Annotated in this window: 19 protein-coding genes; 12 read left to right on the top strand and 7 right to left on the bottom strand. The window is 67.4% G+C overall.

What is annotated here, in order from left to right; all coding sequences use genetic code 11:
- Window positions 1–6: 6 nt before the first annotated feature.
- The 5 genes from ASC81_RS17420 to ASC81_RS17400 form a co-directional block, all read right to left on the bottom strand.
- On the bottom strand, window positions 7–624 hold the full coding sequence (locus ASC81_RS17420) for a sigma-70 family RNA polymerase sigma factor (protein WP_056269629.1): 618 nt from the start codon (window positions 622–624) through the stop codon (window positions 7–9).
- A gap of 31 nt (window positions 625–655) precedes the next feature.
- The gene (gene egtD / locus ASC81_RS17415) at window positions 656–1,618 is read right to left on the bottom strand and encodes an L-histidine N(alpha)-methyltransferase (protein WP_082536600.1); all 963 of its coding nucleotides are present in this window, start codon (window positions 1,616–1,618) and stop codon (window positions 656–658) included.
- Window positions 1,615–2,757, bottom strand: coding sequence for an ergothioneine biosynthesis protein EgtB (gene egtB / locus ASC81_RS17410; RefSeq protein WP_056269626.1), 1,143 nt, complete (start codon window positions 2,755–2,757; stop codon window positions 1,615–1,617). Before egtB ends, egtD begins: the two co-directional genes overlap by 4 nt.
- Window positions 2,758–2,897: 140 nt before the next feature.
- Complete coding sequence (locus ASC81_RS17405) at window positions 2,898–3,284, bottom strand: VanZ family protein (protein ID WP_235533693.1); 387 nt, start codon at window positions 3,282–3,284, stop codon at window positions 2,898–2,900.
- 44 nt (window positions 3,285–3,328) lie between these two features.
- Complete coding sequence (locus ASC81_RS17400; protein ID WP_056269624.1) at window positions 3,329–5,665, bottom strand: hypothetical protein; 2,337 nt, start codon at window positions 5,663–5,665, stop codon at window positions 3,329–3,331.
- Between the two features lie 145 nt (window positions 5,666–5,810).
- On the opposite strand from ASC81_RS17400, the gene ASC81_RS17395 reads away from it, so the two are divergent.
- The 10 genes from ASC81_RS17395 (at window position 5,811) to ASC81_RS17350 (ending at window position 16,816) form a co-directional block, all read left to right on the top strand.
- A complete protein-coding gene (locus ASC81_RS17395; protein WP_056269620.1) occupies window positions 5,811–6,200 on the top strand; it encodes a hypothetical protein in 390 nt (129 codons plus the stop codon).
- Between the two features lie 128 nt (window positions 6,201–6,328).
- Entirely contained in the window at window positions 6,329–8,422 is a 2,094-nt protein-coding gene (locus ASC81_RS17390) for a 3-hydroxyacyl-CoA dehydrogenase NAD-binding domain-containing protein (RefSeq protein WP_056269616.1), read from the top strand.
- Window positions 8,423–8,496: 74 nt separating this feature from the next.
- Entirely contained in the window at window positions 8,497–9,672 is a 1,176-nt protein-coding gene (locus tag ASC81_RS17385) for an acetyl-CoA C-acyltransferase (protein WP_056269611.1), read from the top strand.
- Complete coding sequence (locus ASC81_RS17380; protein ID WP_056269608.1) at window positions 9,672–10,097, top strand: PaaI family thioesterase; 426 nt, start codon at window positions 9,672–9,674, stop codon at window positions 10,095–10,097. The genes ASC81_RS17385 and ASC81_RS17380 overlap by 1 nt, the downstream gene beginning before the upstream one ends.
- A gap of 1 nt (window position 10,098) precedes the next feature.
- A complete protein-coding gene (locus ASC81_RS17375) occupies window positions 10,099–10,518 on the top strand; it encodes a PaaI family thioesterase (protein WP_056269606.1) in 420 nt (139 codons plus the stop codon).
- A 2-nt stretch (window positions 10,519–10,520) separates the two neighbouring features.
- Window positions 10,521–12,326: an acyl-CoA dehydrogenase gene (locus ASC81_RS17370; protein ID WP_056269604.1), complete on the top strand. Its 1,806-nt coding sequence runs from the start codon at window positions 10,521–10,523 to the stop codon at window positions 12,324–12,326.
- Window positions 12,327–12,341: 15 nt separating this feature from the next.
- A complete protein-coding gene (locus ASC81_RS17365; protein ID WP_056269601.1) occupies window positions 12,342–13,133 on the top strand; it encodes an SDR family oxidoreductase in 792 nt (263 codons plus the stop codon).
- 7 nt (window positions 13,134–13,140) lie between these two features.
- Window positions 13,141–13,578: a PaaI family thioesterase gene (locus ASC81_RS17360; protein WP_369820863.1), complete on the top strand. Its 438-nt coding sequence runs from the start codon at window positions 13,141–13,143 to the stop codon at window positions 13,576–13,578.
- Window positions 13,579–13,846: 268 nt separating this feature from the next.
- Window positions 13,847–14,488 carry an RpiB/LacA/LacB family sugar-phosphate isomerase gene (locus ASC81_RS17355; RefSeq protein ID WP_056269595.1) on the top strand — a complete coding sequence of 214 codons (642 nt, stop codon included), beginning with the start codon at window positions 13,847–13,849 and terminating at the stop codon, window positions 14,486–14,488.
- 39 nt (window positions 14,489–14,527) lie between these two features.
- Complete coding sequence (locus ASC81_RS17350) at window positions 14,528–16,816, top strand: DEAD/DEAH box helicase (RefSeq protein ID WP_056269592.1); 2,289 nt, start codon at window positions 14,528–14,530, stop codon at window positions 16,814–16,816.
- Here ASC81_RS17350 and ASC81_RS17345 read toward each other — a convergent pair.
- Both ASC81_RS17345 and ASC81_RS17340 read right to left on the bottom strand, forming a co-directional pair.
- Window positions 16,813–17,874, bottom strand: coding sequence for a PHB depolymerase family esterase (locus ASC81_RS17345; protein ID WP_235533692.1), 1,062 nt, complete (start codon window positions 17,872–17,874; stop codon window positions 16,813–16,815). The two genes, ASC81_RS17350 and ASC81_RS17345, sit on opposite strands and share 4 nt — an antisense overlap.
- Window positions 17,875–17,882: 8 nt before the next feature.
- On the bottom strand, window positions 17,883–18,305 hold the full coding sequence (locus tag ASC81_RS17340; protein ID WP_056269587.1) for a hypothetical protein: 423 nt from the start codon (window positions 18,303–18,305) through the stop codon (window positions 17,883–17,885).
- 333 nt (window positions 18,306–18,638) lie between these two features.
- Here ASC81_RS17340 and ASC81_RS17335 point away from each other — a divergent pair, with 333 nt between their 5' ends.
- Window positions 18,639–19,460, top strand: coding sequence for a GntR family transcriptional regulator (locus tag ASC81_RS17335; protein WP_082536599.1), 822 nt, complete (start codon window positions 18,639–18,641; stop codon window positions 19,458–19,460).
- 79 nt (window positions 19,461–19,539) lie between these two features.
- Window positions 19,540–21,267: a fumarate reductase/succinate dehydrogenase flavoprotein subunit gene (locus ASC81_RS17330; protein ID WP_056269584.1), complete on the top strand. Its 1,728-nt coding sequence runs from the start codon at window positions 19,540–19,542 to the stop codon at window positions 21,265–21,267.
- Window positions 21,268–21,277 lie beyond the last annotated feature (10 nt).

Genomic DNA, 21,277 nt, shown 5'->3' with positions numbered 1-21,277 from the left:
ATCAGCTCAGGCGGCCAGCAACGTGCGCAGCAGCGCACGCGCCTTGTCCCAGTCGCGCCGCACGGTGCGTTCGTTGATGCCCAGCACCTCGGCCACTTCGGTTTCGGTCATGCCGGCGAAGTAGCGCAGCTCGACCACACGGGCCAAGCGGGGTTCGCGCGCCTCCAGCGTACGAAGCGCGTCGTCCACCTGCAGCGGTTCGTCCTCGGGCGCGGGCACGCGCTCGCCCAGCGCGGTGTCCAGCGTCACCCACTGCACCGCATCGCCCGCCTGGCCGCCGCCGCGCCGCTGCGCCGCGCGCTCACGCAGCAGGTCGACCACGATGGAGCGCATGGCCCGCGAGGCGTAGGCGAAGAAGTGGGCCCGCGTCGGAAAGCTCAGGCCGCCGGCACCATCCGTTTGGCCCGGCTGGCCCGATTGATCCGATTGACGGGCCGCCCGAGCCGACAGCTTGAGCCAGCTTTCGTTGACCAGCATGGTCGTGTTGCAGCCGGTCGGGTCGCCCGCCGAGCGCAGCCGCGCACGCGCGACCTTCTTCAGTTCATCGAAGGTGTCGCGCCAGAGCTGGTCGTCCAGCGGCACGGGGCCGGGGTCAAGCAGGGCAGGGGGCGCAGCATCGGGCATGCGCCGATTATGGGAGGGCTGATGACCGGCCCTAGGCCTCCAGCCACAGCACCGCGAACCAGTGGTTGGGGTCGGTCCACACCTTGCCCGGCTTGAAACCCGCCCGTGCGGCCAGCGCCTGGAAGCCGTCGACCGTGTACTTGTGCGAGTGCTCGGTATGCAGGGTCTCGCCCTCGTTGAACACATAGATCTCGCCGCCAAGTTGCAGCTCCAGCGGGCGGGTTGCGCGCAGGTGCATCTCGATGCGGCGGTAGGCCGGGTTGTAGAAGGCCAGGTGCTGGAAGCCGTCGGTCGGGAACTCGGCACCGAGTTCCTTGCGGGCGCGGTCCAGCAGGTTCATGTTGAAGGCGGCGGTCACGCCCTCGGCATCGTTGTAGGCAGCGTGCAGCACGTGCTCGTCCTTGACGAGGTCGATGCCGATCAGCAGGCCGCCGCCGGCCAGCTCGGCCGCCGCCAGGCGCAGGAAGGCGTCGGCCTCGGCAGGCGTGAAGTTGCCGATGCTGGAGCCGGGGAAGAAGCCGACGCGCCGGCTTCCTTCGGCACAAGCAGGCAGCGCGTGCTGGCGTGTGAAGTCGGCCACCAGCGGGTGGATGGCCAGGCCCGGGTAGTCGCCGGCGAGGCCGTCGCAGGCCGACAGCAGATGCGGACCCGAGATGTCCACCGGCACGAACTGCAGGCTGTCGCGCGGGATCGTGTCGAGCAGCAAGCGAACCTTGCGCAGCGCGCCGGCGCCGTACTCGATCAACTGCACGCGCTCGCCGAACTGCGCGGCCATGTCGGCCGCATGCGTCTGCAGCAGTGCCAGCTCGGTGCGGGTTGGGTAGTACTCGGGCAGGTCGCAGATCTGCTCGAACAGCTTGGAGCCGACCTCGTCGTAGAAATACTTGGGGGAGATGGCCTTGGGGATGCGGCTCAACGCGGCGTGCAGGTCGTCGGCGAACTGTTCGTTTTCCACTGCAGCGCGGGGCTGGCGCCATTCGATACCTGGTTTCATCGTGCGAGCCTCACTCCACTGAACTGCCAGCGCGCGGCCGGCGGGAAAAAATTGCGGTAACTCGACCGCGCGTGTCCGACCGGCGTTGCCAAGCTGCCGCCCCGCAGCACCTGCTGGCCGACCATGAACTTGCCGTTGTACTCGCCTACAGCGCCCGCGGCCGGCCGGTAGCCGGGGTAGGGCGCATAGCTGGAGCGGGTCCATTGCCAGGCCTGGTTATCGGCCTGCGCGAAAGAGGGCAAGCCGCATGCCGCCTCCCATTCGAACTCGGTCGGCAGCCGTGCACCGGCCCATTCGGCGAAGGCGCAGGCTTCGTAGAAGCTCAGCTGCATCACGGGCGCCTGGGGGTCCATCGGCTGCACGCCGTGCAACCCGAAGACGCGGCCGTCGTCCAGCCAGTAGGCCGGTCGCTGCCAGCCCTGGGCCTGCACGGCGGCCCAGCCGTCGGACAGCCACAGCAGCGGCTCGCGGTAGCCACCCGAGGCGATAAAGTCGGCGAACTCACCGCAGGTGACAAGCCGGTTGCTGATCTCGAACGGCGCCAGCAGCGCCTGGTGCCGCGGGCCTTCGTTGTCGAAGGCGAAGCCGCTGCCATCGTGGCCCATGTCGACGATGCCGCCGGGGTGCTGCAGCCAGCGCTGCTCGGGTGGCATCGTCTGCTGCGGTGCCGAGGTGTCGTAGGCCGGCAGCAGCGGGTTGCAGGAAAAGGCGTGAAGGATGTCGGTCAGCAACAGTTCCTGGTGCTGTTGCTCATGCTGGCAGCCCAGCTCGATCAGCCGGCGGGTCTCGACAGGGGCTTGGGGAAGCAGGTCGGCCAGGGCCGCATCAACATGGGCGCGATAGGCCTTGACCTCGTCGAGCGAGGGCCGGCTCAACAGACCGCGCTGCGGCCTTGCGTGCCTGGGGCCGAGACTCTCGTAGTAGGAATTGAAAAGGCGCGGCCAGCGTTCGTCGAAGACGCGATAGCCGTTCAGATCCGGCGCCAGCACCATGGTCTCGAAGAACCACGTCGTGTGCGCCAAATGCCATTTGGCGGGGCTGGCATCAGGCATGGACTGCAGCTGGGCGTCTTCATCCGACAGGGGCGCTGCCAGAGCCAGCGAGTGGGCGCGGGTAGCGCGGAGCAAGTCGGTCAACATGGGAAGCAACCGTAACGCAATCTGCTGCCAACGGTATGTCAGTGCAGGGTCATGCGCTGTAGGACGTTGCCGGAGCTACCCGAGGCGCGCGGCAAGGGGCCGGGCGCCGACCCCCTAAGTTGCAATGGCCGCGATGGGGGTCATGGTCGTCGTGCTGCGGTGCCTGCGACGGGCCAGGCGGCGGCCAGGCCGATGGCGATGCCAAGGCCATCGGCCAGCACGTCGAGCCAGTCGGCGCTGCGCGACGGCACGAAGCCTTGCGCAACCTCGATGGCGCCGCCGTAGACCAGCAGGGCGGCGACCAACACCAGCCATTGACGCGGCCGCGGCCACATAGCCCAGACGGCGGCAAAGGCCAGCGCAGCAAATGCGAGCGCGTGGTTGGACTTGTCCCAACCGGTGTCAACCGTCCTGGGCGGCGCGGGCGACAGGGCCAGCCAGGTAATGACGATGAGAAGCAGCGCGAGCAGCGCACGCCACATCGCGCGGCGCTCGGGGGCAAAGAGGTTCAGGAACGGGCTTGGCATGGCGGGCCGCATTGTGGCTGCGCGCCATGACAGCGCTGGCCGTCCTACTTCATCAGCAGCATCCAGCCCTTGGCCTGGCGCAAATGCGCGTTGAGCTGGGCCTGTGCGGGGCCCAGGTCGGCATCGGTGACGGGCAGCTTTTCGAGCAGCGCTGCGTCGATGAAGTCTCGTGAGGCCGAGTTCAGCATCCAGTTCATCGACGGCGGGCGCTGTCCCTTGACCGCGGGCATGCGAAGCTCGGCGACCTGGCCGCACCCGCCGATGCGCTTGATGAGTTCGACCGACGAGTCGCGGCCGCGGCCGCCGTTGCTGTTGAGGATGCCGCGCGGCGGCGCCACGAGCTCGTGCAGGTTCATGTGCGTGGCGCGATAGCGGCGACCGTCCAGCGGCTGGGCATCCGCCGCCTGAGGGGCGTCGCGGCACAGCCAGTCCTCGACCTGGGACGGGCTGTTGACCAGCAGCAGCAGGCGCAGCCGCGAGCGGTCGAGCACGCCCTGCGCCGCACAGTCTTCCTCGGGCTTGCAGACGCGCAGCCGGCCTGATGCCTCCAGGTCGCGCAGCAGGTCGGACAGCATGAGCGTGCCGCTGGCCTCTACATAGCCGCCGTCGCCCAGGCGGTCCCATATGCGGCCCACGTCATTGGCCGCTTCGTCCGTGTGCGCTTCCTTGAAGAAGACGGCAGCGGCCGGGCTGATGTAGGGAAAGCGGGCGCTGTTGTGCACGGCCTGGGCCAGTGTCAGGTGCTCGACGTCCAGGCCCAGCGCCGGGTCGAGCAGGTCGATGCCGTCGCTGGCGGGCAGGATGAAGTCGGCCTGGTAGACGCGCTGGCCGCGCTCCAGCGCCGCAGTGTTCAGCGCCAACAGCGGCAGCCATTCGACTTCGGTGGCGCGGCCGTGCAGGGCGGTCAGCGGCTGGCCCCACGGATTGGGGTGGGCGCCGGGCCGCAGCGGGCACTGCCTGGTCAGGCTGCCGGGCCAGTCGCGCGCCCAGGCCTGCTCCAGCCCCAACGAGCGGTCCGCGCCGGGCAGGACCACCGGCAGAAGGCGCTGCATCAGGTCGGGATAGAGCATGTAGCCCACCGGCGTGGCGAGGTGATCCTGGCCGGTGAAGTCGCGCACCAGCTTCCACGGCGTGCAGGCCGCGCTGTCCACGGACTGGCGGCGCGCGTCCACGGCGGCGACGAAGCTGGCGGCACCCAAAGCGCCACCCGAGGTGCCGCTGATGGCGAAGACCGAGTCGGCGAAGTTGACGCCCTGCTGTTCGCCCAGATCCTGCAGCCGGGCCAGTGAGGCGCCGCCCCAGTAGGCCGCACGCGAGGCGCCACCGGTCACGGCGACGAGGACCAGCGGACGATTGCCGTCGGCGCCGACGGTGCGCAGCCAGGCCTGCAGCCACGCGTCGGCCGGCTGCCGACTGGCGATGGTGGCGTGGGCGCTGCGGTAGGGATTGGCCACGCGGTGGTTGTCGTTCAGCGGCGCGAAGGCGACGAAGAGCAACAGGGGCAGGGCGGTCAACGGGTAACCGAACAACGCCTTGGGTGCATAGGTCAGCAGGATGCCGCCAAAGACGATCCAGCTGCCCATGGCCAGCAGCACGAGGGCGGGCGAGCCGAGGGCACGGGCGGTCGCCTCAGGCCAGGCGGCCAGCGCGGCAAAGATGGCCCATTGCAGCAGCAGCACCAGCACGATCAGCAGACGCGACGGCGTGCTCATGCGGTCCTCGCGCTCCAGCAGCGCAATGGCTTCGCGCCGGCCATCCAGGGCGAGCCAGCGCGCCAGACGCGAGCCGGGGCCGAGCTTGAGGAGCCAGGCGCGCCGGCGCCAGACGAAGAGGCTCAGGCCTACCGTGACGGCCAGCAGTGCCACGCCGATGAGGCGCTCGCGTGGCTGCATCAGGAAGAACAGGGCGATGGGCAGGCCGCCGCCGGCGATGAGGGCTCGCGGCAGCCAGCGGCGCAGGCGCTCGCCAAACAGCGGCCGCGTGCATTCGCCCAGCGAGTCGGGCTTGAAGCGGCGGTCCAGCAGCAGGCGGGCCGTGTACCAGGCCAGCAGCAGCCACAGCGCGAAGGCGAACACGAGCACGGCGGTCTGGGCGCTGCCCACTTCGAGCGACAGCAAGGTCTCGCGCGCCTGCTCCAAGCAGAGCAGCACCGCCACACCGGCAATGACGATGCCGACCGGGAAGGCGCACAGCCACAGGACGCGCAGCAGATAGAGCACGCGGGGCACGTCGCCTTCGGGTGGCGTGGGAGGTGTCGTTGCCGAAGGTGGCTCGGGCGGCGGCGGCGGGCCGGGCTCCACGGGCGATTGAGGCGGCGGCGGCGGGGAAAACTGCGGCGGCGGCGCGGGCTCGCGGGGCGGGTAGACGACCGGAATCAGCATGGCCCGCACTCTAGCCCCCGCATGTGAGGCCACCAAGGGCGCCGCAACGTCAAGTTGGCGTGGCGACTTGTGGGAAACCCTGCTCCGGCAAGCGGCGCGCGGCGGCGCTCGTACATTTGCCGAACGAGGATGTCGGGGAGGACAGATGGACAACAACGAATTGCTGCCGCTGCTGGGCGGCTTCCTGCTGGGCGGCATGGTGACGGCGGGCTCGCTGTGGGGCTGGCTGTCCCGCCAGCTCAAACGCGAGCGCCAACGCGTTCACAACGTCGAGCAGGCTCGCCAGTTGTCGGCCCAGCAGTTGACGCAGGCGCGCAAGCAGATCGAGCAGGTGCAGCGCGAGAACCATGAGTTGCGCCTGGCTGTGCGTCCCACGCCGCGCCCCGCGCCTGCTGTCGAGGCGCCCGTGGACCCGGCCGAGGCGGCGCGCCTGTATGCCGAATCCAAGATGCAACCGGCGCCGCCCAAGGAAGGCCCCAAGGCCTTCAAGGACACCGTGGTGCTCAAGCGAAGCCCGGATTCGATGCTGGACTGAGGCGTCGCGCAGGCCTTGTCACTGCCGGGACAAGACCGCGTCACGGCGGCTGCCTAGAATCGAACGGTCGTTCTATTCTGGGCCGGCTGCGCGAGGCGCGGCATGGCCCGCCAACCGAGGTCGTGCCCATGACAGCCCATTACGAAGTTCGCGGCAGCGTTGCCGTGATCACGCTCGACAACCCGCCGGTCAACGGCCTGGGTTTTGCCACCCGCTCTGCCTGCGCAGCCGGCGTGGAACGCGCGGAGGCCGATCCGGCCGTCACGTCGGTCGTCATCACCGGCGCCGGCAAGGCTTTCTCCGGCGGTGCCGACATCAAGGAGTTCGGCTCGCCCAAAGCGCTGGCCGAGCCCAACCTGCTAAGCCTGATCGCTGTCGTCGAGAACTGCAGCAAGCCGGTCGTTGCCGCCATCCACAGCGTCTGCATGGGTGGCGGCCTGGAGTTGTCGCTGGGCTGCCATTACCGCGTCGCACAGACCGGCACCAAGGTCGCGCTACCCGAAGTGAAGTTGGGCTTGCTGCCCGGCGCCGGCGGTACGCAGCGCCTGCCGCGCGCGCTGGGTGTGGAGCCCGCGCTGAACATGATCGTCAGCGGCGAGCCGGTCGAGGCGCAGATGCTGGCGATGGTCCCGGGCCAGAAGCTGTTCGACAAGATCGTCGATGCCGACGTGGTGGATGCAGCGGTCAAGTTTGCTGAGGAAATCTCCGAGAAGCGGCCGCTGCCCAAGGTGCGTGAACTGAAGGCGCGCCACCCGAATGCCGATGCTTACTTCCAGTTCGCACGCAACATGGTGGGAGGCATGAGCAAGAACTTCCCGGCGCCGCTGCGCTGCCTGGAGGCGGTGGCTGGTGCGGTCAACATGAAGTTCGATGACGGCATGCGGGCCGAGCGCGAAGGCTTCGCGGCGCTGATGATGACGCCCGAATCGAAGGCCCTGCGCCACCTGTTCTTCGCCGAGCGCGTGGCCAGCAAGATCAGCGACGTGCCCGAGGACACGCCGCTGCGCACCATTGCCAAAGTGGGCGTCATTGGCGCCGGCACGATGGGCGGCGGCATCTCGATGAACTTCCTGAACGCGGGCATCCCGGTCACCATCCTGGAGACCAAGCAGGAAGCGCTCGACCGCGGCGTCGCGACGATCAAGAAGAACTACGAGTCCCAGGTCAAGAAGGGCAAGCTCAAGGAAGACAAGTACGCGCAACGCATGGCGCTGCTGTCGACGACGCTGAGCTACGCCGACCTGAAAGACTGCGACCTCATCATCGAGGCGGTGTTCGAGGAGATCGGCGTCAAGGAAGCCGTCTTCAAGCAGCTGGACGAAGTCGCCAAGCCCGGCGCCATTCTGGCTTCCAACACATCGACGCTGGATGTCGACAAGATCGCGTCGTTCACCAAGCGCCCGCAGGACGTGGTGGGCATGCACTTCTTCAGCCCGGCCAATGTGATGAAGCTGCTGGAAGTCGTGCGCGGCAAGGAAACCGCCAAGGACGTGCTGGCCACGGTCATGGCCATTGGCAAGAAGATCAAGAAGACGGCCGTCGTGTCGGGCGTCTGCGACGGCTTCATCGGCAACCGCATGATCGAGCAGTACAGCCGCCAGGCAGGCTTCCTGCTGGACGAGGGCTGCTCGCCGCAGCAGGTCGACAAGGCCGTCGAGAAGTTCGGCTTCGCGATGGGTCCCTTCCGCATGGGCGACCTGGCAGGCAACGACATCGGCTGGGCAATCCGCAAACGCCGCGCCGTCGAGCGCGCCAACATGAAGTACTCGGCCAGCGCCGACCGCCTGTGCGAGCTGGGCCGCTTCGGCCAGAAGACCGGCGCCGGCTGGTACGACTACCAGGCCGGCAAGCGCGACGCGATCCCGTCGCCGGTCGTCGACGAAATGCTGGCCAAGCACCGCGAGGCCATTGGCGCCAAGAAGCGCGACATCAGCGACGAGGAGATCGTGCACCGCCTGGTGTTCGCACTCGTCAACGAGGCCGCCCACCTGCTGGAAGAAGGCATCGCCCAGCGCGCGTCCGACGTGGACATGGTCTATCTCACCGGCTACGGCTTCCCGATCTTCCGCGGTGGCCCGATGTGCTACGCCGACACGGTCGGCCTCTTCAACGTCGTGCAGGCGATGAAACGCTTTGCCAAGAACCCAATGGACGACGGCGCGTTCTGGACGCCAGCACCCTTGCTTGCACGCCTGGTCGCCGAAGGCAAGAGCTTCACCTGATCAATCTGATGACTTGCGTGCCAGACCGACCGAGCGAAGCGAGTAGCTCTGGCATCAACTGACTTGGAAAAAACATGAGCAACGCACTGATCGTCTCCACCGCCCGCACCCCGCTCACCAAGAGCTGGAAGGGCGCTTTCAATATGACTCATGGCGCGACGCTGGGCGGCCATGCCGTTGCGGCGGCCGTCGAGCGCGCCGGTATCGATGGCGGCGCCATCGAAGACGTGCTGATGGGCTGCGCCAACCCCGAAGGCGCCACCGGCGCCAACATCGCGCGCCAGATCGCGCTGAAGGCCGGCCTGCCGGTCACGGTGAGCGGCGTCACTATCAACCGCTTCTGCTCCAGCGGCCTGCAGACCATCGCGATGGCTGCGCAGCGCATCATTGCTGGCGAGGGCGACGTCTACGTCGCCGGTGGCGTGGAAAGCATCTCCTGCGTGCAGCAGGAAATGAACAAGCACATGCTGGCCGACCCGGCGCTCTTGAAGATCAAGCCCGAGATCTACTGGAACATGTTGCAGACAGCTGAGAACGTGGCCAAGCGCTACAACATCTCGCGCGAGCGCATGGACCATTACGGCGCCGGCAGCCAGCAGAAAGCCTGCGCCGCACAGGCCGCCGGCAAGTTCAACGACGAGATGATCTCGGTGACGACCACCATGGGCGTGGCCGACAAGGTCATGGGCATGATGAGCAAGGAAGTGACCGTCAGCGCGGATGAAGGCCTGCGCGAGGGCACCACCTACGAAGGCATCAAGGACCTTCGCTCGGCCATCCCTGGCGGCCTGGTGACTGCCGGCAATGCCAGCCAGTTCAGCGATGGCGCCGGTGCCTGCGCGCTGGTCAGCGAGCAGTACGCGTCTACGCACAACCTGAAGCCAATCGGCCGCTTCCTCGGCTTCGCGGTGGCGGGCTGCGAGCCCGACGAAATGGGTATCGGCCCCGTGTTCGCGGTGCCCAAGGTGCTGAAGAAGTTGGGCCTGACGGTCGCCGACATCGACCTCTGGGAACTGAACGAAGCCTTCGCGGTGCAGGTGCTGTATTGCGCCGACACGCTGGGCATCCCGATGGATCGGCTCAACGTCAACGGCGGCGCCATCGCCGTCGGCCACCCTTACGGCGTGTCGGGCCAGCGCCTGACGGGCCACGCCCTCATCGAAGGCAAGCGCCGCGGCGCCAAGCGCGTCTGCGTGACGATGTGCATCGGCGGCGGCATGGGCGCGGCGGGTGTCTTCGAAGTGCTCTGATGAGTGTTTCGCCCGAGGTGTTCCTTGCGATGGGTCGCGAGGTCCTCGCCAAGCAGCCGTTCAGCGTGCTGCTGGGCGCGGAACTGGCGGCCTTGTCGCCGGCCAAGGTCGACCTGCAACTGGCGCTCAAACCCGAGCACCTGCAGCAGAACGGCTTTGCACATGGCGGCGTCGTCAGCTACCTGGCTGACAACGCGCTGACCTTTGCCGGCGGCACGGCGATGCAGGTACCGGTCGTGACCTCGGAATTCAAGATCAACTATGTGCGCCCGGCCGTGGGCGAGCGTCTGATCGCCCGCGCCAGCGCCGATGCCGTCAGCAAGACACAGGCGGTGTGCCGCTGCGATGTCTTCGCGGTGAAGGACGGCGTGGAGAAGCTCTGCGCGCTCGCCCAGGGCACCATCGTCCGCCTCGCCCAGGACTGACATGCAGGTCGACCTCGACACGCTGCGCGGCTTCTTCCGCTCGGCGCCCTTCATGGTCGACCTCGGCGTGGAGCCGACGGCGGTTGAGCCCGGGCGCGTGTCCACCCAACTGATCGTTGCAAAGCGCCACTGCCAGCACACCGGCGTCGTGCATGCCGGCGTCATCGCCGCGCTGGCCGACCATTCGATGGGCGCGGCGGCGCAGACGATGGCCCCCGACGGCCACTGGGTGCTGACGGCCGAGTTCAAGACCAGCCTGCTGCGCGGCGCGAGCGGCGAGCGGCTGGAATGCGAGGCCTGGATCATCAAACCCGGCCGACAAGTCTCTTTCACCGAGGCTGAGGTGTACGCGGTGGCGACGAGCGGCGAGCGCAGGCTCGTGGCCAAGGCCAGCGGCACCATGGCCATCACCAAAGCCTAGACATGCGCGAGACCCTGGAGTTCCTGCTCTACGACTGGCTTCACGCCGGCGACCTGACGGCGCGCGAGCGCTTCGCCGACCATTCGCGCGAGACCTTCAACGCGGTGCTGGACACCAGCGAGCGCATCGCGCGCGAGAAGTTCGCGCCCATCTACCGGCTGCTGGACACCGAGGAGCCGCGCTTCGATGGCGAGCGAGTACACCTGCCGGCGGCGACGCTGGATGCGGTCAACGCCCACGTGGCCTCGGGCCTGTTGGCGGCGGCCAAGGACTACGACGTCGGTGGCATGCAGCTGCCCTGCCTCGTCGAGACGGCGGCGCACGCCTTCCTCAGCAAGGCCAACGTGGCCGTCGGTTCGTACGCTGTGCTGACGACCTGCAACGCCAACCTGTTGATGGAACACGGCAGCGAGCGCCAGCGCGAGGTCTTCGCCAAGACGCTGCTGGCCGGCCAGTGGTTCGGCACCATGTGCCTGTCCGAGCCGCAGGCGGGCTCGTCGCTGTCCGACGTGGTCACGCGCGCCGAACTCGAGAACGCGGATGACCCGCTTGGCCCGCGCTACCGGCTGCGCGGCAACAAGATGTGGATCTCCGGCGGTGAGCACGAGCTTCGCGAGAACATCGTGCACCTGGTGCTGGCCAAGATCCCCGGGCCGGACGGCAAGCTGATCCCGGGTACCAAGGGCATCTCGCTGTTCATCGTGCCCAAGCAGATGGTCGGTGCGGACGGTCAGCTGACCGGCGAGCGCAATGACATCGCGCTGGCCGGCCTGAACCACAAGCTCGGCCACCGCGGCACGACCAACTGTCTGTTGAACTTCGGCGAGGGCCGATTCCAGCCGGAAGGCAAGGCCGGCGCCGTCGGCTACCTCGTCGGCAAGCCTCACGAAGGCCTGCGCTGCATGTTCTTCATGATGAACGAGATGCGCATTGGCGTCGGCCTGGGCGCCGTCATGCTGGGCTATGCGGGCTATGAAGCAAGCCTGGAGTACGCCAAGCAGCGGCCCCAGGGGCGCGCCATGACTGCAGCCGGCAAGGACGCGGCCAGCCCGCAGCGGCCCATCATCGAACATGCCGACGTGCGCCGCATGCTGCTGGCGCAGAAGAGCTATGTCGAAGGCGGACTGGCACTGGAGCTGTACTGCGCGCGCCTCGTTGACGAGCTGAACACGGGCCTCGATGCGTCTCACAAGGCGGAGGCGCAGGCGCTGCTCGACGTGCTGATCCCCATCGCCAAGAGCTGGCCGAGCGAGTGGTGCCTGGAGTCCAACTCCCTGGCCATCCAGGTGCTGGGCGGCTATGGCTACACGCGCGACTTCCCGGTAGAGCAGCTGTGGCGTGACCAGCGACTGAACATGATCCACGAGGGCACTCACGGCATCCAGGCGCTGGACCTGCTGGGCCGCAAGGTCGTGCAGCAGGGCGGGGCGTCGCTGGCCGCATTGGCCGCACGTGTACAGCAGACCATCGAGCGCGCGATGCAAACCGACTGGGCTCCCCAGGCCAACCAGCTGGCCGCCGCGTTGGCCCAGGTAGGCGGCGCAACCAAGAAGGCCTGGAGCACCGGCGAGCCCGAGGAGGCGCTAGCCAACGCGACGCCCTATATGCAGGCCTTCGGCCACACGGTGCTGGCCTGGCTCTGGCTGGACGTTGCGCTGGCGGTGGCCAGTGACAGCGACTTCGCCCAGGGCAAGCGAGCTGCCGCTCGCTATTTCTTTGCCTACGAGCTGCCCAAGATTGGCGCCTGGCTCGACGTCGTCGCCCGCCGCGAGCCGCTGTGCCGCGAAATGAAACCCGAATATTTTTGAGAAGCTGGAGACACCATGAGCACCAAAGTTCAAGACCTCTTCGACCTGAGCGGCCAGGTGGCCCTCGTCACCGGCGGCTCACGCGGCCTGGGACTGCAGATCGCCGAGGCGCTCGGTGAAGCCGGCGCCAAGATCATGCTGACCTCGCGCAAGGCGGCCGACCTGGAGGAGGCCGCGGCCCACCTGCAGGCGCGCGGCATCGACACGCGCTGGGTGGCGGCCGATGCGTCCAAGCCCGAGGAGGCGCAGCGCGTCGTCGCCGAGACCATGGAGCGCCTGGGCCAGATCGACATCCTCGTCAACAACGCCGGTGCCAGCTGGGGCGCGCCCGCCGAGGAGCACCCGATCGAGGCTTGGGACAAGGTCATGGACCTGAACATCCGCAGCCTCTTCGTCTTCGCCCAGGCGGTGGCCAAGGCCAGCATGATCCCGCGCAAGTCGGGCCGCATCATCAATGTCGCCTCCATCGCCGGCCTGGGCGGCAACTCGGCCGTCATGAAAACCATCGCCTACAACACCAGCAAGGGCGCGGCCGTGAACTTCACGCGCGCGCTGGCCGGCGAATGGGGCCAGTACGGCATCACGGTCAACGCACTGGCACCGGGCTTCTTCCCCAGCAAGATGACCAAGGGGCTGCTCGCCGCCGTCGGCGAGGAGAAGATGGCTTCGCACGCGCCGCTGAACCGCATCGGCGATGACGACGACCTGAAGGGTGCAGCGCTGCTGTTCGCGTCGCGCGCCGGCAAGCACATCACCGGCCAGATCCTGGCGGTAGACGGCGGCGTCAGCGCCATCCATGGCGGATGATGGGCGGATGGAGTTCCCGATCCACATCCCTTTTGTCCAGCAACTCGGCTTCGCGCTGCATTCCGTCGGCGACGGTGAGGCCGAGCTGCGGCTGACGATCAGCGAGCAGCACCTGAACTCATGGCGTGTGGCGCATGGCGGCGTGGTGATGACGCTGCTTGACGTGGCCATGGCGCATGCGGCGCGCAGCGTGAACGGGCACCTGCCTGATCTCGGGCCCGGCGTCGTCACCGTGGAGATGAAGACCAGTTTCATGCGCCCGGGCGAGGGCGAATTGCGGGCGGTGGGCAGGCTGCTGCACCGCTCGACGACGATGGCCTTCTGCGAGGGCTCGGTCTTCGGTGCCGACGACAAGCTCTGCGCCCATGCCACGGGCACCTTCAAATACCTGCGCGCGCTGCCGGCAGGCCGGCAGCTGAAGCCACTGGGTGGCGAAGGCGATTGACGGAGTCCTCACTTTGCGCTCGGGATTGAGCGAGGTTTTCTGAAACGTCGTTCCAATAGCGGGCACAATTGCGACTGCGCCAGCACCTTCACCCAGGTGCGCGGTTGGCCAGGTCGCTCAGCGGGACCATGCAGTTCCGCCCCTTTCAGGACGACGCCTGGCATGACGGCCCGCGCTCAAGGCCCCTCTGGCCTGAGCCGCAGCGGCCCATGCACCGAGGCGGTCCTTAGCCCGCCTCAGCCCTCATTCCGCTACCGAAAGCACCGTCATGAAGATCGCCCTCATCATCGAGAACAGCCAGGCCGCCAAGTCCGAGATTGTCCACAGCGCGCTCAAGACCGTCGTCGAGCCGCTGGGCCACCAGGTCCACCACTACGGCATGTACGCGCCGGAAGACAAGGCGTCGCTGACCTATGTCATGAACGGCCTGCTGGCCGGCATCCTGCTGAACTCCAAGGCCGCCGACTTCGTCGTCACCGGCTGCGGCACCGGCATGGGTTCCATGCTGGCCTGCAACAGCATGCCCGGCGTGTTCTGCGGCCTGGTCATCGACCCGACAGACGCATTCCTGTTCGGCCAGATCAACGACGGCAACTGCCTGTCCATGCCCTACGCCAAAGGCTTCGGCTGGGCCGCCGAGCTGAACCTGCAGGACTGCTACCGCAAGCTGTTCGAGAACGAGCGCGGCGCCGGCTACCCCAAAGAGCGCGCCGCCATCATGGCCAAGAACCGCGGCGTGCTGAAGGACCTGAAGGCCGCTTCCTGCAAGGACATGCTGACGACGCTGAAGGGCGTGGACCAGGAGCTGCTGAAAGCCGCCGTGTCGGGCGAGAAGTTCCAGGAACTGTTCTTCACGAACTGCCAGGACGACGCCATCGCCGGCCACATCAAGGCTGTTTTGGCCTCCTGACCCCGCTGCGACGGTCTCGCACACTGCGAGACTGTCGCGATGCCTGTTTCACCGCCCCACCTCACGCTGCGCACGCTGACGCGCGGTGACGGCCTGCTCGGCCTTCGCCCGCGTGGCCCGTTGGGGCCGCGCGGCGAACAGGTGACGGTCGCGATACTGGCCTGGCGGGATGCGGCGGCCGAGCAGGCGCTGCTGACGCGCGGACTTGTTGCTCTCGACCCCCGCCTGCTGCAGTGGCGCGGTGAGCCGCTGCAGCTGGGTGCGTCGCTGTGGACCCTCGTCCAGGAAGAGTTCTTCGGCGACTTCCACGTCGACAAGGTGCCCGAACTGCTGGCCATGGGCTGGCAGGTCACGACCGCGCCCGGCTTTGCCCATCACAGCCGTGCGGTCAACGGCTGGCAGCTCGGGCTCAGCGAAGCCGAGGACGCGCCCCAGCCAAGTCGCCGCGTCGAAGGCATCGGCCTTGAGCGCCGCAAGGGTGCATGGCTGGTCAGCCTCGGCATGGAGGTCGACGGCGAGCGCATCGACCTCGCGCCGCTGATCGCCAACCTGCTTCGCCGCGACAAGCGCTGGCTGGACGCCGTGGCCATCGCGGCCATCGAGGACGACGCCATCGTCTCGCTGCGCGCGCCCGGCGGGCGGCGCTATCACGCACAGGCGGCGCCGCTCAAGGCCATCATGCTGGCCTTGCTGGATCTGCTGAAGCCGGTGCAGCTGGAAAAGGGCGAGCCGCTGAAGCTCAATGAATGGGATGCGGACCGCATCCGCTGCATCGAGGAAGAATCGCGCGGCCGCTGGCAGATTCACGGTGACGCAGGTCTCAAGGCACTGGGCCGGCGCCTGCTAGCGTCCGGCGCGCCCACATCGCATGAACAGCCGCCCGGCCTTGGCCTGCAGCTGCGTCCCTACCAATTGCACGGCCTGGCCTGGCTGCAATACCTGCGCCAGCAGGGCCTCGCCGGCATCCTGGCCGATGACATGGGGCTGGGCAAGACGGCCCAGGCGCTGGCCCACATCTGGATGGAGAAGCAAGCCGGCCGCCTGGACCGCCCGGCCCTGGTTATCGTGCCGACGTCGCTGCTCTTCAACTGGCAGCAGGAGGCTGCGCGCATCGCGCCGGGGCTGGCGGTCAAGACCTGGCACGGCGCCGACCGTGCGACCGTCGACCTGGCGGGCGCCGACCTCTTGCTCAGCACATATAACCTCGTCTGGCGCGACTTGCGCGTGCTGGCGGCGCAGCCTTGGCATCTGCTGATCCTCGACGAAGCCCAGGCGGTCAAGAACGCCCGGGCCCGCGCAGGCCGCGCGCTGCGGCGGCTGGACAGCCGCCACCGTCTCGCGCTGACCGGCACGCCTCTGGAAAACCACCTCGGCGAACTGTGGTCGCTATTCGACCTGTTGATGCCCGGCTTTCTCGGCGACTCGCGCACCTTCGCGCGCCACTGGCGCAAGCCCATCGAGGTGAACCGCGATGGCGCCCGCGCCCGTCTGCTGGCCGCCCGAGTGCGGCCTTTCATCCTGCGCCGCATGAAGACTGAAGTGGCGACCGAGTTGCCGCCGCTGACCGAGTTGGTCAAACGCGTGACGCTGGTCGGCGCACAGAAGCAGCTTTACGAGAGCGTGCGCGTCGCGGCTGACCACCTGGTGCGGCGAATCCTGGCGCGCGACGGCTTCAGCGCGACCAGCCTCATCAGCGTGCTGGATGCGATGCTCAAGCTGCGCCAGGTCTGCTGCGACCCCTTGCTGCTCAAGGGCGTGGACATTCCTCCCGGCGTCGGTCGCGCCAAGCTGGAATGGCTGCGCGAGCATGTGCCCCACTTCGTTGCCCAGGGCCGCCGCCGGCTGCTGGTGTTCTCGCAGTTCACCGGCATGCTCGACCTGATTGCCGCTGAGTTGGACCGTTTATGCCTGCCCCACCTGCGCCTGACCGGCGAAACGGCGGCGGCACAGCGCGGTGATGTAGTGAGCCGCTTCCAGGCCCGCGAGGTGCCCATCCTGCTGGCCAGTCTCAAGGCCGGCGGCGTGGGCCTGAACCTGACCGCGGCCGACACTGTCATCCACGTCGATCCGTGGTGGAACCCGGCCGTGCAAAGCCAGGCGAGCGCGCGTGCCCATCGCATCGGCCAGGATCAGCCGGTCTTCGTCTATCAGCTGGTTGCCGAGGGCAGCATCGAGGAGCGCATGCTGGAGTTGCAGGCCAGCAAGAAGGCGTTGGCCGATGGTCTGCTGGGGCGGGACGACGGCGGCGGCTTGACCAAGTTCAGTGCGATGGAGCTGAACTTGCTGCTGGCACCGCTGGAGGCTGCAGAGTCGGCCGACGAAGGTTAAGTCTCCAGGAAGAAGCGCAGCATTTCTGTACTCGCGTCCGGCCCTTTGGCATCGGCGTAAGAGCCCGTTGCATCACCGCCCGACCATGCATGGCCGGCGCCGTGGATGACCCACTGCTCGGTCACGATCCGGCCATTGCCGTCCTGGTGGATGCGCCGCGTGCAAGTGCGCCCGCCGCACTCCAGCCGTGTCTCTTGCCGGGCGGTGGCGCCGGTGCGGTGGGCGTTGGCCACGTGGTCGGCATTGCCGGGGTGCACGGTGGCGTCGGCATCGCCGTGGAAGATGATCACGCGCGTACCGGGCGCGGGGCTGGGTGCCCAACCGCCCTGGCCCTTGCCCTGCATTGCCGCCAGCGCGCCCGGCAGGTCGCGCGCTGCGCCGGCGGGCAGGCCCGAGTGCACGCCGGCGGCGGCGAAGACGTCCGGGTAGGCCGTCGCCAGGATGGCCGCCATCGCGCCGCCCGCTGACAGGCCGGCGACGTAGACCTTTGCCGTGTCGACACCATGGCTGTGGACGATCTGCCTGGCCATGTCCGCCAGGATGGCTGGCTCGCCCTTGTCGCGGCGCTGGTGGTTGTGCTTGAACCAGTTCCAGCACCCCTGGGCGTTCATCTGGCGCGACTGGGCGGGGTAGAGCACCACGACGTTGTGCACTTCTGCCAGTGCGTTCATGCGCGTGCCCCTGGCGAAGTCGTCGGGGTTCTGCGTGCAGCCGTGCAGCATGACGATCAGGGCGCGCGGCGGTTCGGCTCGCGCCGACGGCGTGAAGAGGCGGTAGTCGCGCGCGCCGGCCCGATGCGCGAAGTGGCCGGAGACGAAGCGGGCCGGTAAATCTGCAGCCCGGCAGGGCGCCGGGCCGGCTGCGGGCTCGCTGCCGATCAGGCGTGCATCGATGTCGATGACGAGGTCGGCGTTCTGCGGCGTGGCCGGAGCGACACCGGGCGAGCCCTTCAGCGCCTGGCGGATTGCTGCCATCGCGGCATCGAGATCACCGGCGCGCGTGTGCGCCGTGGCGTCTTTCATCAACTGTCCGAACTGCGGGTGCATGGGAACTTTCATGGTCTGGGTTAGAGGAGCCGCCCAACGAGGGCTGTCTTCACGGCGGGGCTTGCATGCAGAGCGCCGAGCACCGTCAGCGACTCGATGGTCTCCAGCGCCAGCTCTGGCGTGACGTCGGGGGCGATGACGGCCAGCCCGAGGACGCGGATCTGCAGCTTCTGGCCAGCCGCGCGGACCTGCGCCAAGTCGGCCGCGCTGAACTGCTGGATGCCCAGCACGATGCTCTTGCGCGTGACTACCTGCTTGACCACCTCGGCGTGCGTGGCGATCTGGTTGCGGATCGCCGTGCGGATCAGATCGCTGCGGTTGGCATAGAAGCCCTCCTGCACGAGGAGGTCGATCTGGCCCAGGTCGACGCAGCCGATGTTGATGGTCAGTTTTTCATCAACCGGTTTCGTGGCTTTGGGCGACAGCAGTGGGGTGGAAGGCATGGTGCATGATTAACCATCCACTTGGAATCTACTAGGAATACTTTGTAAGCGTCTGGTGACGGCAACTACGGCGACTACGGCACCGCGAAAGCGCGCTTGATCGCTCTAGAACGGGGCAGAGAACCGCTTCGGTGCGTCTGCGTTGATGATGCCTTGGGCCGTGCCGGCACTGGTCCGAAGGCGGCCAATCTGGGCGTTCTGTCCTGGCGTCAGACGCCGAAATTGGCTATCGCGCTTTCGGCCTAAAACGGGCACCACCGGCGTGCAGAACGCAGCCGAAATTCCTGGCACGGCTCGTGCTCGTCATGACTCGTCATAACGAGTTGGACGGCCATGAGCAAAGGCGCTCTTGCAGCTAGCAAATCCCTGACGCTGGTCACCGCCCCCGAGGCGGACAGCGTGCACCGGATCAAGCTCTCCTCACCACAGCCGCTGTACGCGCAGATCAAGGAAATCTTGCGCGCACGCATCCTCGATGGCAGCTACCAGCCGCATCAGCAGATGCCGTCGGAGAGCGAGATGATGGCTGCGTTCGACGTCAGCCGCATCACCGTGCGGCAGGCGCTCAACGACCTGCAGAACGAAGGTCTGATCTTTCGCATCCACGGCAAGGGCAGCTTCGTCTCCAAGCCCAAGGCCTTCCAGAACCTGGGCCGGCTGCAGGGCTTCGGCGAGGCGATGCGGCAGATGGGCTACGAGACCTTCGCCCGCGTGCTGTCCATCAAGACGGTGACGCCCTCGCCCCAGGTCGCCGAAAAGCTGCAGCTGCCCAAACGCGCCAAGGTCACGGAGCTGCAGCGCCTGCGCTTCCTGAACCGCGAGCCGATCTCGCTGGACGTGACCTGGGTGCCTTTGTCCATCGGCCAGCGCCTGGCCAAGGAAGACCTCGCCGCGCGTGACATCTTCGTCATCCTCGAGAACGACTACGGCCTGGCCCTCGGCCACGCCGAGTTGCAGATCGGCTCCACGCTGGCCGACGAGATGCAGGCCGCGCAGCTCAAGGTGGAGGCCGGCTCGCCGGTGTTGTTCATCGAGCGCACCACCCACACGGCCGACGGCGCGCCCATCGACTACGAGCACCTCTATTACCGCGGCGACGCCTTTCAGTACAAGGTCCGCGTCGACCGTGTGCCGCTGGCGGAGCGCGCCACATGAGCCCGCGCTCAGCGCATATCGACATGCGGACAGCTTCGTTCACCCCGCTCAACCCGAACCCGAGACTGAGGGAATTTCAATGAACACGATCGAAACCGAGTACGACATCGTCATCGTTGGCGGCGGCACCGGCGGCCCGATGGCTGCGGTGAAGGCCAAGGAGAAGAACCCCAAGCTGCGCGTATTGGTGCTGGACAAGGCCAACGTCAAGCGCAGCGGCGCCATCAGCATGGGCATGGACGGTCTGAACAACGCCGTCATCCCTGGTCACGCGACGCCGGAGCAATACACCAAGGAGATCACCGTCGCCAACGACGGCATCGTTGACCAGAAGGGTGTCTACGCCTACGCGGCCAACAGCTTCCCGATGATCGAGGAGCTGGACCGCTGGGGCATCAAGTTCGAGAAGGACGAGACCGGTGACTACTCGGTGCGCAAGGTCCACCACTTGGGCAGTTATGTGCTGCCCATGCCCGAGGGGCACCACATGAAGCGGGTGCTCTACCGGCAGCTCAAGCGGGCGCGCGTGGAGATCACCAACCGCGTCGTGGCGACACGGCTACTGACGGGGCCGGACGGCGAGATTGCCGGCGTCATGGGCTTCGATTGCCGCACGGCGGACTTCCATGTCATCAAGGCCAAGGCAGTCGTCATCTGCACGGGCGCTGCCGGGCGCCTGGGCCTGCCCGCCAGTGGCTATCTGTTCGGCACCTACGAGAACCCGACCAACTGCGGTGAAGGGCACGTGATGGCTTATCACGCAGGCGCCGAGCTGACCAACCTCGAGTGCTTCCAGATCAACCCGCTGATCAAGGACTACAACGGCCCCGCCTGCGCCTACGTGACCGGCCCGTTCGGCGGCTACACGTCCAACAACGCCGGCCAGCGCTTCATCGAGTGCGACTACTGGAGCGGCCAGATGATGATGGAGTTCTTCAACGAACTCGAAGGCGGCAAGGGCCCGGTGTTCCTGAAGCTCGACCACCTCGCTGAGGAAACTATCAGCGAGATCGAGCACATCCTGCACACCAACGAACGCCCCAGCCGCGGCCGCTTCCACGAAGGCCGAGGCACCGACTACCGCAAGCAGATGATCGAGATGCACATCTCGGAGATCGGCTTCTGCAGCGGCCACAGCGCCTCGGGCATCTGGACCAACGAACGTGGCGAATGCTCCATTCCCGGCCTGTACGCGGCCGGTGACTGCGCCAGCATCCCGCACAACTACATGCTGGGCGCCTTCGTCTACGGCAAGTTCTGCGGTGAGAACGCGGCGGACTACGTCAGCGGAACTGGGCAGTCCAACGTCGACGCGGGCCAGATCGAGAAGGAGAAGGCCCGCGTCTACGCGCCGCTGGGCCGCACCGAAGGTCTCACGCCCTTCCAGGTCGAATACAAGACGCGCCGCATCGTCAACGACTACCTGCAGCCGCCCAAGGTCACCCGCAAGATGGAGATCGGCCTGCAGCGCTTCGACGAGATCCGCGAGGACCTGCAGCACATGGGCGCGGCCGACCCGCACGAGCTGATGCGGGCGATGGAGGCCCACACCATCCGCGACTGCGCCGAGTTGGCGGCACGCGCCTCGCTGTACCGCACCGAGAGCCGCTGGGGTCTGTACCACCTGCGCGTGGACCACCCCGAGAAGAACGACGCCGACTGGTTCTGCCACACCAATGTGACCAGCGATGCCAACGGCAACGCCGTGTTCCGCAAGCGCGAGGTGGAGCCCTACGTCGTGGAGCTGAATGAGGAAGAGAAGTCCGCCTACCAGCGCCTGCGCGTCGCCACGCCCGTAGCAGCCTAACGAGGAGATT

This window comes from Pelomonas sp. Root405 (genome assembly GCF_001425165.1).
GTDB lineage: Bacteria > Pseudomonadota > Gammaproteobacteria > Burkholderiales > Burkholderiaceae_C > Pelomonas.
Note: the sequence above shows the minus strand (reverse complement) of the source record. Positions and strands in the feature narration are given on the sequence as shown.